We start from the raw sequence: 14034 nt of genomic DNA, 5'->3' as shown, positions 1-14034 counted from the left end.
GGCAACGAGTGCCAACCCTTCATACCCGCAGAACGGACCTGTTACGTAGATTATTTATCTTCGGATTTGAACGGGAAGCCAAGCGCCTTAAGCAGCGCGCGGCCTTCGTCATCGGTCTTGGCTGTGGTCACGACAGTGATGTCCATACCGCGGGGGCGGTCGATGGAATCCTGGTCGATCTCGTGGAACATAACCTGCTCGGTCAAACCGAAGGTGTAGTTTCCGTTGCCGTCAAACTGCTTGCCACTGAGGCCGCGGAAGTCGCGGATACGGGGCAGTGCCAGTGTGACCAAACGGTCCAGGAATTCCCACATGCGATCTCCACGCAGGGTAGCGTGGCAACCGATCGGCATGCCTTCGCGCAGCTTGAACTGTGCGATGGACTTGCGAGCCTTAGTTACCTGAGGCTTCTGACCGGTGATGGCGGTGAGGTCGCGAACGGCGTGGTCGATGAGCTTGGAGTCCTTAGCGGCATCTCCAACACCCATGTTGACAACAACCTTGACCAGGCGCGGAACCTGGTTGATGTTCGCGTACTTGAATTCCTCGACCAAAGCCGGCTTGATCTCCGCTGCGTAGCGGGTCTTCAGGCGGGGGATGATCGTGGGAGTGTTCTCTGCAACTACCGAGCTCATGGCAGGTCCTTCCCCGAGGTCTTGGCAACGCGGATACGTACTTGACGTTCGCGGCCATCGCGCTCAACGGTTTCGATGCGGTAGCCAACGCGAGTCGGCTTCTTCGTGGACGGGTCCACTACGGCAACGTTGGAGATATGAATGGGTGCCTCGACGCTCTCGATGCCACCAGTGTTGGTGCCACGTTCGGTCTGACCGGCCTTGGTGTGCTTGGTGACACGGTTAATACCCTCAACCAACACGCGGTTGGTCTCGGTGTAAACCTTCAGGACCTTGCCCTGCTTGCCACGGTCGCCGCCACGCTCAGCCTTGGCGCCTGTGATGACCTGAACCAGGTCACCCTTTTTGATTTTTGCCATGAGTTACAGCACCTCCGGAGCCAACGAGATGATCTTCATGAACTTCTTGTCACGAAGTTCACGGCCAACCGGGCCGAAGATACGGGTACCGCGGGGGTCCCCGTCAGCTTTGAGAATGACAGCTGCATTCTCATCGAACTTGATGTAGGAACCATCCGCACGGCGGCGTTCCTTCTTTGTACGAACGATGACAGCCTTGACGACGTCACCCTTCTTTACGTTACCGCCGGGGATTGCATCCTTGACGGTTGCGACAATGGTGTCGCCAATGCCTGCGTAGCGGCGCCCAGATCCACCGAGAACGCGGATTGTCAAGATTTCCTTGGCACCCGTGTTGTCGGCGACCTTAAGCCGCGACTCCTGCTGAATCACTAGTGTCTCCTGTTCGTCGCGCCGGTTCTTGGCCATAAACCATCTATGGATAAGCCTTGCGGAACGTATTGTTCGGGATGTCTCTTGACGTGCCTGGATTTTGCCAAAACACGCCTAAACGTCTCATGCCAACTGCACTTTCCGTACCGATGCGCGGACAAGTCCACGGATCGAACGGCAGTTTGTAGGGGCACGAGCATTTACGAGGTATGTGCGCACCTCTTGCGGCTACCGTAAACGGCGGCACAGAAAAGGCGCAGCAATAGATAATCCTAGCACGACGGCGGAACCCGACGGTACGCTGCCGGCCCACCAAAGGCGTTACCTCCCCCACACTCCCCGCGCTGGTTTCGGCATTCTCTCGGCGACTATCCGACAAACGGCCGCGGGCGGCCTTATTGTCTCCTTTACGTCGCCTACGAGAACACCGAGACCACCGCTGCTTCTCGGCGTTGCGCTGGCGGCGGCCTGGTTTTTCCGTAGGCGACGTCAGGGAGGCCGAAGGCCGGCCGCGGCCGCCGGCCGGAAAGTCGCCGAGGAAATGCCGGGCCGCCGCCGGGTTAAACGACGTTGGGCCCGCCGCCACAAGTGGCAACGGGCCCAACGTTTTAGTAATCAACCACGCACGAGTGCGTGAATTGGGTTACTTAGCCTTCTCTACGATCTCAACCAGGCGGAAACGCTTGGTTGCGGAGAGCGGGCGGGTCTCGGAGATGATGACCAGGTCGCCGATGCCGGCGCTGTTCTCTTCATCGTGAGCCTTGATCTTCTTGTTGCGACGCAGAACCTTGCCGTACAAGGCGTGCTTCACACGGTCTTCGACCTCTACAACGATGGTCTTTTCCATCTTGTTGGAGACGACGTAGCCGCGAAGCTTCTTGCGCTCGTTGCGGACAACTGCATCCGCGCCTTCTTCAATGTTGTTTACAGAATCGCTCACTTGGCGTCCTCCTCAGATGTTTCAGCCTTCTTGGAGGCCTTTTTGGCTTCCTTGTCAGCCTTCTTGGAGGCCTTCTCCACGGGTGCAGCAGCAACCACGTCCGGGCGAATGCCCAGCTCGCGCTCGCGCATGACCGTGTAGATACGGGCGATGTCGCGCTTTACAACGCGCAAACGACCGTGGCTTTCCAGCTGTCCTGTGGCGGACTGGAAACGCAGGTTGAACAGTTCTTCCTTAGCCTTGCGAAGTTCTTCGACAAGACGTGCGTTATCGAATCCGTCAAGCTGTGCAGGGGCAAGTTCCTTAGAACCAACTGACATCTCTACTCACCACCTTCGCGACGCACAATGCGCGCTTTCAACGGCAGCTTGTGGATTGCCAGGCGCAATGCCTCGCGTGCTACCTCTTCTGATACACCGGAGAGTTCAAAGAGAACGCGTCCGGGCTTGACATTCGCAATCCACCACTCGGGCGAACCCTTACCGGAACCCATGCGGGTTTCGGCAGGCTTCTTCGTCAAGGGACGGTCGGGGTAGATGTTGATCCACACCTTACCGCCACGCTTGATGTGACGAGTCATGGCGATACGAGCGGACTCGATCTGACGGTTGGTGACATATGCCGGCGAAAGAGCCTGAATGCCCCACTCACCAAATGAAACCACGGTGCCGCCAGTAGCCTGACCGGAACGACCCGGGTGGTGCTGCTTACGGTGCTTTACTCGACGTGGGATAAGCATTTAAGCCTGTCCTCCTTCTACTGCCGGAGCTGCAACCTCTGCAGCTACAGGAGCCTCAACCGCGGCAGCTGCCTCGGTGCGCTCCGGACGGTCGTTACGACGACGGTCGCCACCGGCGCGGGGACCGCGGGCTCCGCGGTCATCGCCGTCACGACGCGGGCCACGGCCACGAGCAGGAGCAGCGGCTGCCTGAGCAGCCAGTTCCTTGCTGGTGACATCGCCCTTGTAGATCCAGACCTTGACACCAATGCGGCCGAACACGGTCTTGGCTTCGAAGAAGCCGTAATCGATGTTGGCACGCAGGGTGTGCAGGGGCACACGACCTTCGCGGTAGAACTCGGTGCGAGACATTTCAGCGCCACCCAAGCGACCGGCACAAGCGACACGGATGCCCTTGACGCTGCCAGTGCGCTGTGCGGACTGCATTGCCTTCTTCATCGCGCGGCGGAAAGCCACACGTGAAGTCAGCTGCTCTGCGATGCCCTGGGCAACGAGCTGAGCGTCTGCTTCCGGGTTCTTGACTTCCAGGATGTTCAGCTGAACCTGCTTGCCGGTGAGCTTTTCAAGCTCGCCGCGGATGCGGTCTGCTTCTGCTCCACGACGACCGATAACGATACCGGGGCGTGCGGTGTGGATATCCACACGTACACGGTCACGGGTGCGCTCGATCTCAACCTTGGAAATACCGGCGCGGTCCATGCCCGTGGACATGAGTGCACGGATCTGGATGTCTTCTTTTACGAAGTCCTTGTAACGCTGACCGGGCTTGTTGCTGTCCGCGAACCAGTGTGAACGGTGGTCCGTGGTGATCCCGAGACGGAACCCGTGCGGGTTTACTTTCTGTCCCACTTAGCGAGCCTCCTCTTTCTCGGGTGTAGCGACAACCACTGTTACGTGGCTGGTGCGCTTCTTGATCTCAAACGCACGACCCTGAGCACGCGGCTGGAACCGCTTCATGGTCGGGCCCTCGTCAACGAAGATTTCGCTGATGTAAAGATCGTTTTCGTTGAACGCGATGCTGTCGCGGTCAGCCAGAACGCGGGCGTTAGCCACTGCGGACTGGACTACCTTGAATACCGGCTCCGAAGCTGCCTGGGGGGCAAACTTCAAAATCGCCAATGCCTCATTCGCCTGCTTGCCACGAATCAGGTTGACGACGCGCCGGGCCTTCATAGGCGTAACGCGCAGATGACGCGCACTTGCCTTGGCTTCCATTGCTATCTCTCTCTCGTCTTGCCGTAAAGTCAAGCGCCTTAGCGGCGCTTGCCCTTACGGTCGTCCTTGACATGGCCGCGGAATGTCCGCGTGGCGGCGAATTCGCCGAGCTTGTGCCCGACCATCGACTCAGTTACAAACACAGGGATGTGCTTGCGACCATCGTGTACAGCGATCGTGTGACCGAGCATGTCCGGGATGATCATCGATCGGCGGGACCAGGTCTTAATAACGTTCTTGGTGCCCTTTTCGTTTTCCCTAGCTACCTTTACAAAGAGGTGCTGGTCAACGAAGGGACCCTTTTTCAGGCTACGTGGCATGTCTGCCGGCTCCTATCGCTTGTTCTTGCCAGTACGGCGGCGACGAACAATCAGCTTGTCGCTCTCTTTGTTCGGACGGCGAGTACGGCCTTCACGCTTACCGTTCGGGTTGACCGGGTGACGTCCACCGGAGGTCTTACCTTCACCACCACCATGCGGGTGATCAACAGGGTTCATAGCGACACCACGAACTGTCGGGCGTACGCCCTTCCAGCGCATACGGCCAGCCTTACCCCAGTTGATGTTGGACTGCTCAGCGTTGCCGACCTCGCCGATGGTTGCGCGGCAGCGCACATCAACGTTGCGGATTTCGCCGGAGGGCAGACGCAACTGTGCGAAGCGGCCTTCCTTGGCGACGAGCTGAACAGACGCACCAGCGGAACGAGCCATCTTGGCACCGCCACCGGGACGCAGCTCCACAGCGTGGATAACAGTACCCACGGGGATGTTGCGCAACGGGAGGTTGTTGCCAGGCTTGATGTCAGCTGCGGGGCCGGCTTCTACGAAGTCACCCTGCTTGAGCTTGTTCGGGGCGATGATGTAACGCTTGGTGCCATCAACGTAGTGCAGGAGGGCAATGCGTGCGGTGCGGTTGGGATCGTATTCGATCTCAGCAACGCGAGCGTTAACGCCATCCTTGTCGTGACGACGGAAGTCGATCAAGCGGTACTGGCGCTTGTGGCCACCACCCTTGTGACGTGTCGTGATACGACCGGTGTTATTGCGGCCACCCTTTTTGGGCAGGGGACGGACCAGAGACTTCTCCGGCGTCGACCGCGTGATTTCACTGAAGTCGGCAACGCTCGAGCCGCGACGGCCCGGGGTTGTCGGCTTGTATTTACGGATTCCCATAGTATATTTCCTCGTTAAAGTGGTCTCCGCTTAAGAAAGCGGACCGCCGAAGATGTCGATCGTGCCTTCGCGAAGGGAGACAATGGCACGCTTGGTGCCCTTGCGCTGTCCCCATCCGAACTTGGTGCGCTTGCGCTTACCAACACGATTGATGGTGTTGATCGAGTCGACCTTGACGGAGAAGATTTTCTCCACGGCCAGCTTGATCTCGGTCTTGTTCGAGCGGGGGTCAACCAAGAAGGTGTACTTACCTTCGTCGATCAAGCCGTAGCTCTTTTCCGAAACGACGGGTGCAAGCACTACGTCGCGCGGATCCTTGATGGTGACGGCGCTCACTTGGCGTCCTCCTCAATCGTCTGGGCAGCTTCGCCACCGGCGGGAACAAAGCCTGCGGCCTTGGCTTCCTCAACGGTTGCGAACCAAACCTCGGCCACAGTGGCGTCATACCAGCGTGAACCAGGCACGTGGTACTTCATGGAGTCCTTGTTGCCCTTGATGGTGCCTTCGGCATCATCGGCATCTTCGGAAACCACGTCTTCAACCAAGAGCATGCTGGAAGCGAAAGCTTCTGCAGCGGCGCGCCCGGAAACGAAGACTTCGTATGCAGCCTGTGTGAAGACGATGTCATCAGAAACGAGCACGTCGTAGGTGTTGAGCTGGTCAACATACAGAACGTGGAGGTTGGTGATGTTACGTACGCTCAAAGCGGCAACGTCATTGGCGCGCTCAATAACAACCAAGAGGTTCTTACGTGAGGAAACGCCGGCAAGGGTAGCCATGGCAGCCTTGGTGGAGGGCTTGGAGCCTGCAACCAATTCAGCAATAACGTGGATACGGCCGTTGCGTGCCCTGTCAGAGAGAGCGCCGCGCAGTGCAGCAGCCTTCATCTTCTTGGGGGTGCGCTGGCTGTAGTCGCGAGGTGTGGGTCCGTGTACAACGCCACCACCAGTCATGTGAGGGGCGCGGATGGAACCCTGACGGGCGCGGCCGGTACCCTTCTGTGCGTGCGGCTTACGGCCTGCACCGGATACTTCGGCGCGGGTCTTGGTCTTGTGAGTACCCTGACGGGCAGCAGCAAGCTGAGCTACGACAACCTGGTGCAACAAGGGCACGTTGGTCTGAACGTCGAAGATGTCAGCAGGCAGATCTACTTTGACAGTAGTCATTTACTTATGCTCCCTTCACGGCGGTGCGTACCAGGACGACCGAGCCGCGGGCGCCGGGAACGGCACCCTTGATCAGCAGCAGCGACTTCTCAGCGTCAACGCCGTGAACCGTGAGGTTCATGGTGGTTACGCGCTCGGCACCCATACGGCCAGCCATCTTCATACCCTTGAAAACGCGGCCAGGGGTGGACGCGCCACCGATGGAACCGGGCTTACGGTGGTTCTTGTGAGCACCGTGAGAGGCCGGGGCGCCATGGAAGCCGTGACGCTTCATAACACCGGCGAAGCCCTTACCCTTTGAAGTACCGACGACGTCGACCTTCTGGCCGGCTTCGAAGATCTCAACGGAGAGCTCCTGGCCGAGGGTATAAGTGTCAGCGTCTGCAGTGCGCAGCTCGACGACGTGGCGACGAGGCGTGACGCCTGCCTTTTCGAAGTGACCAGCCAAGGGCTTGGTTACCTTACGAGGATCGATCTGGCCGTAGCCGATCTGGATCGCTACATAGCCATCTACCTCTGCGTTACGCAGCTGGGTGATGACGTTGGAGTCGGCCTGGACGACGGTTACGGGAACAAGCAAGTTGTTCTCGTCCCAGACCTGGGTCATGCCGAGCTTCGTGCCCAGGATGCCCTTAGTGTTTCGGGTCGCGGTCATAGTTTCTCAGCACCTCCCTACAGTTTGATTTCGATGTTCACGTCGGCCGGCAAGTCGAGACGCATGAGCGAATCTACTGCCTTGGGCGTGGGATCAATGATGTCGATAAGACGCTTGTGCGTGCGCATTTCAAAGTGCTCGCGGCTGTCCTTGTACTTGTGAGGAGAACGAATTACGCAGTAAATGTTCTTCTCTGTGGGCAGCGGCACCGGGCCGACTACCGTTGCGCCTGCGCGCGTGACCGTCTCAACGATCTTCCGAGCTGAAACATCAATAACCTCGTGGTCATATGACTTCAGCCGGATGCGGATTTTTTGTCCCGCCATGGCGTCGTGACTCTCTTTCCTGTAACGAAGCATCCTGTAGGAGCAATGCTGTTGACGTAAACGCTGTTTACTTTTACCTGTTCAATGTGGCACTCACAGCCACGCTCCCAATGAACTGAATCCGGATAATTCCGGGTTCCTCAATCCACCGAAGCTCCGACCCCCGCGGTCGGGCGTGTCGTGAGTAAATCACGCACGTACCCGCACTAATAGTACGAAGGAAGGTTATGTTTGGGCTTTAGCTTGGACCCTGCATCGAGCATTATCTCGACCGGGACACGAAAAAGCACTTGAACAACTCAATAAGTATGCCGGATTCCGGGGCGAAACGCCAATCGGGGCAGGCGTGGCCCGGCTTGCGCACACCGCAGCTTCGCAGCAACCGCGCCACTCTTGACGGCCGTGAGATGCTTCCCTTGTGGGCAAAGTCACCAAAGATGCTGGGGTGTCCGCTCCCCCGGAGGCGCTGTCATTGACAACAGTTCCCACCCGCCGGGTCGGCGGACGGTGGGTTTCCTTGTTTGCCCTGAGCTGGTTGGGCGTGTGGATAGCGCAGCTGACTCCCGTGCAGCTGTTGCTTCCGGTGCAGGTGGAGAAGTTCCTCAATGCCACCGACTGGGTGGCGAACGTCCTTGGATTTGGCTACATTTCGGGGATCGCAGGAGCCTTCGCACTGATCGCCTACCCGCTTACCGGGGCACTCTCCGACAGGACCACGTCCCGTTTTGGTCGGCGCCGGCCCTGGATAGCCTTTGGCACGGCCGGCTTTGCCCTTTCACTGCTGGTTCTTGGCCTGCAGACGTCCCTGCCGGGGATCGGGATTTGCTGGGTGGCCGCCAGCACCTTCTTCTGCGTTCTCACCGCCGCACTGACGGCCGCCATCTCCGAGCAGGTCCCAATCAACCAGCGCGGTTACGTGTCCGGCTGGATCTCCGCACCCCAAGCCATTGGCATCATTGCCGGGCTCGTCCTGGTCATGGCCCTCGGGCTGAGCACCTTTGGCGGCTACGCCCTCATGGCCGCGCTTCTGGTGGTGCTGGGCCTGCCATTTTTGTTGCTGGTGCCCGACGACGTGCTGCCGCCCGGCATTGTCCCGCCGCTCACGGTCCGCTCGCTGCTGGCGGGCCTGTGGATCAGTCCGCGGAAGTTCCCGGACTTCGGCTGGACACTGTTGAGCCGCATCCTGGTGAATCTAGGGAACGCCTTGGGCACCAGTTTGCTGCTCTACTTCCTCATGTACGGGCTCAAGGTGCCCGACGCCGAGGACTCGCTGATTCTTTTGACTCTTGTCTACATGGTGTTCGTGATCGTCGTATCGCTGTGGCTGGGTAGGCTCTCGGACCGGCTGGGCAGGCGCAGGGTGTTTGTGTTTGGCGCCTCCGTGTTGCAGGCCGCCGCCGCCTTCATCCTGGCGTTTGTCCCCACCATGGGTGCCGCCACCGTTGGCGCAGCCTTGTTGGGGCTGGGCTACGGCTGCTTCCTCTCGGTGGACCAAGCCCTCGCCACCGAGGTCCTTCCCGACCAACTTTCGCGCGGGAAGGACCTGGGCATCATGAACATCGCCTTGACCGTGCCCCAGGCGTTCGCTCCCTTGCTTGGCGCCTTGCTGGTCAGCGCCGTGGGCGGTTTCACCCTGCTGTTCATTGTCTCCGGCATCACCGCACTGGCCGGAGCTATTGCCGTGAGCCGGGTCAAGGGCGTGCGCTGAACTACTGCGGCGGACCGGGCAGGTACACAGGCACCTGCCCTTCGCCCTGTGGCTTTTTGCGTGTCAGGCGCCAGATCGCGAAGGCTATCAGCGCAAGTGCCAGCACAGCGAGCAGGAGGAAGGTGTAGCCGCGCACATACCAAATCACAGCCGTGGTTACCCCGATGGCACCCCAGATGGTGAAGATCCGCTCGTTCAGGCTCATGCCCACGGCCAGCAAAACTACGAAGATCAGCAGTGAGACCAACTGTTGCAGGGTGTCGCCACTGAAGATGGTCAGGAAGGCCCCGAAACTGGCCAGGCAGGCCGCCGCCAAAAGCAGTGCCTTGCCAAACTGCTCCGCCCGGCTCAGGTAGCGAATCAGCGCCAAGCCGCCCAACGCCGCGGCGCACCACTGCACAAACCAGAAGAGACCAAGGTCCACGTAGCTTGAACAGGCCAGGAACCACACCAGTGCGCACGCAACCACAGCGACGTCCACACAACGGCGGCGGATGGTGACCGGCGCCTCCACACAGCCCAACAGGGCGATCAGGGTAAAGGCGCCCGCCCCAAGCAGCACCGTGCGGTGGTCAGTCATGGCCATGACTGCGAAAACGGCGCCTCCGGCCAAGGCCACACCCACCACGCTCCACCTCTGCACATACGGGGCGTCCAACAAATCCAGGAGCACCAGGCGCACCAGGTACAAGGCGCCCACCACAACCACGAATCCGGTGAAGGCAGCAACCCCCCTGAGCTGGGTCAGCTCGAATACCTGGCTGCTAAACATCATGGCTGACAGGAAGACTAGCAAGGCCCCGGGGAGGGTCAGCCACTTCAGCCTCATCAGGTGGGCCGCCATCATGAACGCCAAACCCGCCACCAGCCACATGGCTGCAAAGATCCCCGTGGCGGCATCAGCATCCACCACGCAGGCCGCCAGGAGGAAGGTGGACGTCGCCACCAACCAGTACCAGCGCATCTCTGGTTCGGCCGGCGTGTAGAGGCACCGCCAGGCGATGGCACCCACGCACAGTGTCAGAAGCAGCAATGCCGTGGCGCCCGGCCACAGCACGGGAGCAATCACGGCCGCCCCGCCCACCACTGCAACAACAGCCAGGTAAGACGCCCCGCGCAGTGACAGGAGCAGCTGGGCAACAACAGCTGTTACGGCAAGGGCCAGAAGCTCCACGGCCACCACCCACCGCGCGGCCGTCCCTGGGGAGGAGAAGCCGCCGGTGAGTTGATGATAACTCACCGGAACAAGAAGCTGCCCCGCCAGCAGCAGCCACAGGCTGACCCGCAGGAGTGCCGGCTCCCCCACCAGCTGGGCAGCCTTGCCGCGCTGGGCAAGGCGCTGCACCAGAACTTGGAGCAACAGTGCGGCCGTGAGCGTCAGGGTGGTTGCGCCGGGATTATCCAGCAGCTGGGCAGCCGCAACGCCCGCCAGCACCGTGAATGCAAAGCGGGCCACCATGAAGTGAATACCCCGGAGCGCACGGGTGGTGGCCTTGATGGCCAGGCTGCCGGACGTGGCCACGATGATGATCAAAACCACCATCAGCGCACCGTTGTTGCCCGCGCAGCTCAACGCCAGCAGCAGCATGGCGGCAGGTGGCGCCCACAGGACCACGGCCGGCCAAGCAGTCCGCAGCGCACCGGCACCGCACAAGACCGCGAGAGACACGGCGGCCAGTCCCACTGCGGCGGAAATGGCCCCATTGCCGCTGTGGTTTCCGATGCCACCCAGGGCCGCCAACGTCACCAGCAGGAACAAGGTGATCCCTGCATCCGTCTGGTGGCCCACAACTGCCGTGCCGCGCCAGTGAACCACTGCCAGGATGATCACCTGCGGCACCAAGGCAAGCATCAGGACCAGTGCCAGATTGACTGTGCTGCCGGCGATCAGCGTCGCCGGGTCGGCGTCGGCCCACAGCTGGAACAATGCCACCGCCAGCAACAGTGAGCCCAGCCTGGCCGCCCACCAATAGAGCCAGCGGTGCAGGGACTCGTTCTGGGACGCCAGGGAGGACCCTGCTGAGAAAAGAAATGCCGTGGTCACGGCCCAGCCAACACTGGCCCCTGCTGCGTTGAAGACCGGCCCCGCACTGAGGGTTGCAATGCCAAGGAACAGCGGCGCAACCAACTCCGCGCTGGAGTAACCGTGGGGGCGAGGGATCCGCAGCAGTGAATAGATCATGGCGGCTGCTGCCATCGCAACTGCAGCCGCGAGGAACTCCCAGCGCGTTGCAGCCAGGACGTCGGCGGTGGCATTGCCTGCGGCCCTGGCCCATAGCTGGCTCACTGACAAGGAAACCACCAGGATTGTCCCGACCATCGCCCACGCCCCGGCCGAGCAGCTGGTGACTGTGCTGATCCTGCCCAGCTTGCCGATGAGGGCGTCGGCCACCAACTGGCTGGCGGCAATGACCCCAACAATAGCCACGATCAACTGGGCCTTGCCAGGCTGGGGCGGGACAAAGGCGGCCAGGGTCGAGGCTGCCAGGCCGGTCAGGAAAAACCGGGAAACAACCAGCATGGCGTCCCGGAGGGCGCCTGGTTTGCTTGTGAGCCAGCGGCCCACCGTGTAGAGCAGAGCCACCGCCAGCAGCACTGACCAACCGGCAGCGTCCAACAGGGGTGAATACAGGACAATGGCACCAACCGCAGGAAGCGGGAGCCATTCACCTCGTGGCAGGAAGGCCGGCACGGCAGCCATGGCCGCAATCAGTCCGAACGCAACACCGACCACGGCGATCCCGGTGCCTGCGCCGCCGTCGTGCTGCCAATACAGGCTAACGCTCCACAGCAGCGCTGCCATGTTCATGACGGGAATGCTGATGAAAACGTCCCATTGCGCCCACCTCGCACTGCCGAGGAAACGGGCCAGGAGTTTCTTCCCATAGGACACAGTGATGAGCTGCAAGGCCAGCACAACGGTGAACGAAGCGGCCGCCCAGGCTGCGTTCGGATGGATAATCCATGCGACAAAGGGGGCAGCCAGCGTCAAGGAAAACCTGAGCCCCAGGTAGTTGTACCCTCTCACCGCAGGGGCACCTGTGGCCGTCATGACAAGGTAGTAGATGGCTCCGGCCGCCAGCACCAGAGCGTGGCCGGCGGCATTGAGGGCAAGGCTGAAGATTAGCGATCCCACCAGGCCGGCGGGCGCGAACCACGGGCCGAGCTCGTTCAAAGGCTTCGCATAGATGCTGGCTTCTCCACCTTTTGCGGCACCGCCATTACTTAGCTGGTGACCGGCCAGTGACAACAAGGCCGCAAAAACTATGAGTGCAGCAAAATACCACGCCAATGCCGCCCCGAGCACTGCCACCGACGACCATGCTGTGGAGAGCAGGAAGGCCAGGGAAAGGTACACCACCAGCCGGCTTTGGAGCCGCACAGCGGCAAAGATATACGCCACAGTGCCAATGAGGGAGGTTGCCAGCCAAACCGTTGCTGCCGAGGGAAGGCCCAGGTTGTAGCTCGCCAGACCGGCAAAGGGAATAATTGCCAGCGCTGTTCCGGTGAATGCCACGGCCGCCGGTTTGAGCCGGGAAACTTTGCCGTGCAACACCAGACCTGCAGCGTAGAAGAGGGCTGTTACCAGCCACACTCCCACCAGCCGTGCCATCACCGGGAGCGTACTGCCCACAAAGAGTGCGGCGGCGGCAACCATGAGCAAACTCGCCACATACAAGGTGACGTTGATGTTCTGCGCCTCACGCCTGCTCTTTTTGGCGGCCACGGCTGCAGGGTCCACAGGGGCAGGCGCCGCCATCGGATAGGTCGGCAACACGAGCATGCCCGGCGGCTGACCGTAGGCCAATGGCGCAGGCTGCGCATTGACCCGGGGCTGCGCGAAAGGTTTTTGGGGCACAGGCACCTGTACCGGCCTACTAGCCTCAGTCGGCGCCGGGAGGGGAGCTTGGGGCGCCATCGCCGCGGGAGCTTCGGCGCTCCCCTGCCGGGCAGCCGGCCGGACCATCTGCGCGGCGGCCGCGGCAAGGGCATCGCTCCAGCCAGCGCGATGCCCTTGCAAATAGCCTTGCCGGTACGCTTCAGCGGTGGCGTTTCGCTCCGATGGAAGTGGAGACGCGGCGGGCTGCTGACTCATGTCATTCCTTACTACTGGCGAACTCTCAGCTTAGGGCAAGTCAGGCACCCAACGGTCAATTACGCCATCAAATGGGCATAACTACCCATAGTGTTGGCTGTTCGAGAATTCTGCAGTCCGGGGTGATCACTGGTACCGCGGCGACGGGCACCCCCTCAGCCCGAGAATCCCAAGTCGGCGATGAGCTGCGGATCATCGCACGCTGCAGCAAAAGAGGAGATTCGCCGTTCAATTTCCCGCCCCAGCAACCATTGGCCCACCGGGTTGGCCCATGGCTGCAGGAAACGGGGTTTGCAGGTGAAGGTGTACTTCCAGACGAGTCTTGTGCCGCCGTCGGACTCGGCAAAGCGCCACCCAGCACCAAAATTGGCGAAGAACCACGGCCCGGCCACCATTTTCATGCCAACGTTTTTGCCCGGCACGAAGGACACGTACTCACTGATCATCAACAATCCCATCCGCGAACGGGTACGGGTGCGCACACCTTTGGCCGCCACCGTTGCACCGTCTTGGAATTGTTGAGAATGGATGAAGGGATCCCAGCGCAATCGGAACGCGCCAGTTGTTTGCGAGAGTTCAAACGCGGTGGAGGGGTCCAGACGGACAGTTCGTTCAGCTATCACCTGGGGCATGGACGTTCTTTCATCATGG

General features: G+C 60.7%; 17 protein-coding genes. 1 reads left to right on the top strand and 16 read right to left on the bottom strand.

The window, feature by feature from the left end; translation table 11 throughout:
* Positions 1-50: 50 nt before the first annotated feature.
* From rplE to rpsJ, 14 genes are all read right to left on the bottom strand, one after another.
* Positions 51-635: a 50S ribosomal protein L5 gene (gene rplE, locus ACX80Q_RS00685; RefSeq protein ID WP_103464859.1), complete on the bottom strand. Its 585-nt coding sequence runs from the start codon at positions 633-635 to the stop codon at positions 51-53.
* Positions 632-994, bottom strand: coding sequence for a 50S ribosomal protein L24 (gene rplX, locus ACX80Q_RS00680; RefSeq protein ID WP_103464860.1), 363 nt, complete (start codon positions 992-994; stop codon positions 632-634). Before rplX ends, rplE begins: the two co-directional genes overlap by 4 nt.
* 3 nt (positions 995-997) lie before the next feature.
* Positions 998-1366 (bottom strand): 50S ribosomal protein L14, encoded by a 369-nt coding sequence (gene rplN, locus ACX80Q_RS00675; RefSeq protein ID WP_062286641.1) that lies wholly within the window; start codon positions 1364-1366, stop codon positions 998-1000.
* A gap of 643 nt (positions 1367-2009) precedes the next feature.
* The gene (gene rpsQ / locus ACX80Q_RS00670; protein WP_103464861.1) at positions 2010-2306 is read right to left on the bottom strand and encodes a 30S ribosomal protein S17; all 297 of its coding nucleotides are present in this window, start codon (positions 2304-2306) and stop codon (positions 2010-2012) included.
* Positions 2303-2626 carry a 50S ribosomal protein L29 gene (rpmC, locus tag ACX80Q_RS00665; RefSeq protein ID WP_103464862.1) on the bottom strand — a complete coding sequence of 108 codons (324 nt, stop codon included), beginning with the start codon at positions 2624-2626 and terminating at the stop codon, positions 2303-2305. Before rpmC ends, rpsQ begins: the two co-directional genes overlap by 4 nt.
* A gap of 2 nt (positions 2627-2628) precedes the next feature.
* On the bottom strand, positions 2629-3045 hold the full coding sequence (gene rplP, locus ACX80Q_RS00660; RefSeq protein WP_444529732.1) for a 50S ribosomal protein L16: 417 nt from the start codon (positions 3043-3045) through the stop codon (positions 2629-2631).
* Positions 3046-3894 (bottom strand): 30S ribosomal protein S3, encoded by an 849-nt coding sequence (gene rpsC / locus ACX80Q_RS00655; RefSeq protein ID WP_038464685.1) that lies wholly within the window; start codon positions 3892-3894, stop codon positions 3046-3048. It lies immediately after the preceding gene.
* Positions 3895-4260 carry a 50S ribosomal protein L22 gene (rplV, locus tag ACX80Q_RS00650; RefSeq protein WP_459301533.1) on the bottom strand — a complete coding sequence of 122 codons (366 nt, stop codon included), beginning with the start codon at positions 4258-4260 and terminating at the stop codon, positions 3895-3897.
* Positions 4261-4298: 38 nt separating this feature from the next.
* Positions 4299-4580, bottom strand: a complete 282-nt coding sequence (rpsS, locus tag ACX80Q_RS00645; RefSeq protein ID WP_062007556.1) for a 30S ribosomal protein S19 — start codon at positions 4578-4580, stop codon at positions 4299-4301.
* A gap of 12 nt (positions 4581-4592) precedes the next feature.
* Positions 4593-5432 (bottom strand): 50S ribosomal protein L2, encoded by an 840-nt coding sequence (gene rplB / locus ACX80Q_RS00640; RefSeq protein ID WP_459328597.1) that lies wholly within the window; start codon positions 5430-5432, stop codon positions 4593-4595.
* Positions 5433-5462: 30 nt separating this feature from the next.
* Positions 5463-5768 (bottom strand): 50S ribosomal protein L23, encoded by a 306-nt coding sequence (gene rplW / locus ACX80Q_RS00635; protein WP_459301531.1) that lies wholly within the window; start codon positions 5766-5768, stop codon positions 5463-5465.
* Positions 5765-6598, bottom strand: coding sequence for a 50S ribosomal protein L4, sunset domain variant (rplD, locus tag ACX80Q_RS00630; RefSeq protein WP_459328596.1), 834 nt, complete (start codon positions 6596-6598; stop codon positions 5765-5767). Before rplD ends, rplW begins: the two co-directional genes overlap by 4 nt.
* 4 nt (positions 6599-6602) lie before the next feature.
* Positions 6603-7253 carry a 50S ribosomal protein L3 gene (gene rplC / locus ACX80Q_RS00625; RefSeq protein ID WP_103464867.1) on the bottom strand — a complete coding sequence of 217 codons (651 nt, stop codon included), beginning with the start codon at positions 7251-7253 and terminating at the stop codon, positions 6603-6605.
* Between the two features lie 17 nt (positions 7254-7270).
* Positions 7271-7579: a 30S ribosomal protein S10 gene (rpsJ, locus tag ACX80Q_RS00620; RefSeq protein ID WP_038464699.1), complete on the bottom strand. Its 309-nt coding sequence runs from the start codon at positions 7577-7579 to the stop codon at positions 7271-7273.
* A 445-nt stretch (positions 7580-8024) separates the two neighbouring features.
* Here rpsJ and ACX80Q_RS00615 point away from each other — a divergent pair, with 445 nt between their 5' ends.
* The gene (locus tag ACX80Q_RS00615; protein ID WP_459328595.1) at positions 8025-9287 is read left to right on the top strand and encodes an MFS transporter; all 1263 of its coding nucleotides are present in this window, start codon (positions 8025-8027) and stop codon (positions 9285-9287) included.
* A 1-nt stretch (position 9288) separates the two neighbouring features.
* On the opposite strand, the gene ACX80Q_RS00610 is transcribed toward ACX80Q_RS00615, so the two are convergent.
* On the bottom strand, positions 9289-13071 hold the full coding sequence (locus tag ACX80Q_RS00610) for a hypothetical protein (protein WP_459328594.1): 3783 nt from the start codon (positions 13069-13071) through the stop codon (positions 9289-9291).
* Positions 13072-13538: 467 nt separating this feature from the next.
* Positions 13539-14015: an SRPBCC family protein gene (locus ACX80Q_RS00605; RefSeq protein WP_459328593.1), complete on the bottom strand. Its 477-nt coding sequence runs from the start codon at positions 14013-14015 to the stop codon at positions 13539-13541.
* Positions 14016-14034: the final 19 nt, after the last annotated feature.

This window comes from Arthrobacter sp. HLT1-20 (assembly GCF_054510895.1).
Note: the sequence above shows the minus strand (reverse complement) of the source record. Positions and strands in the feature narration are given on the sequence as shown.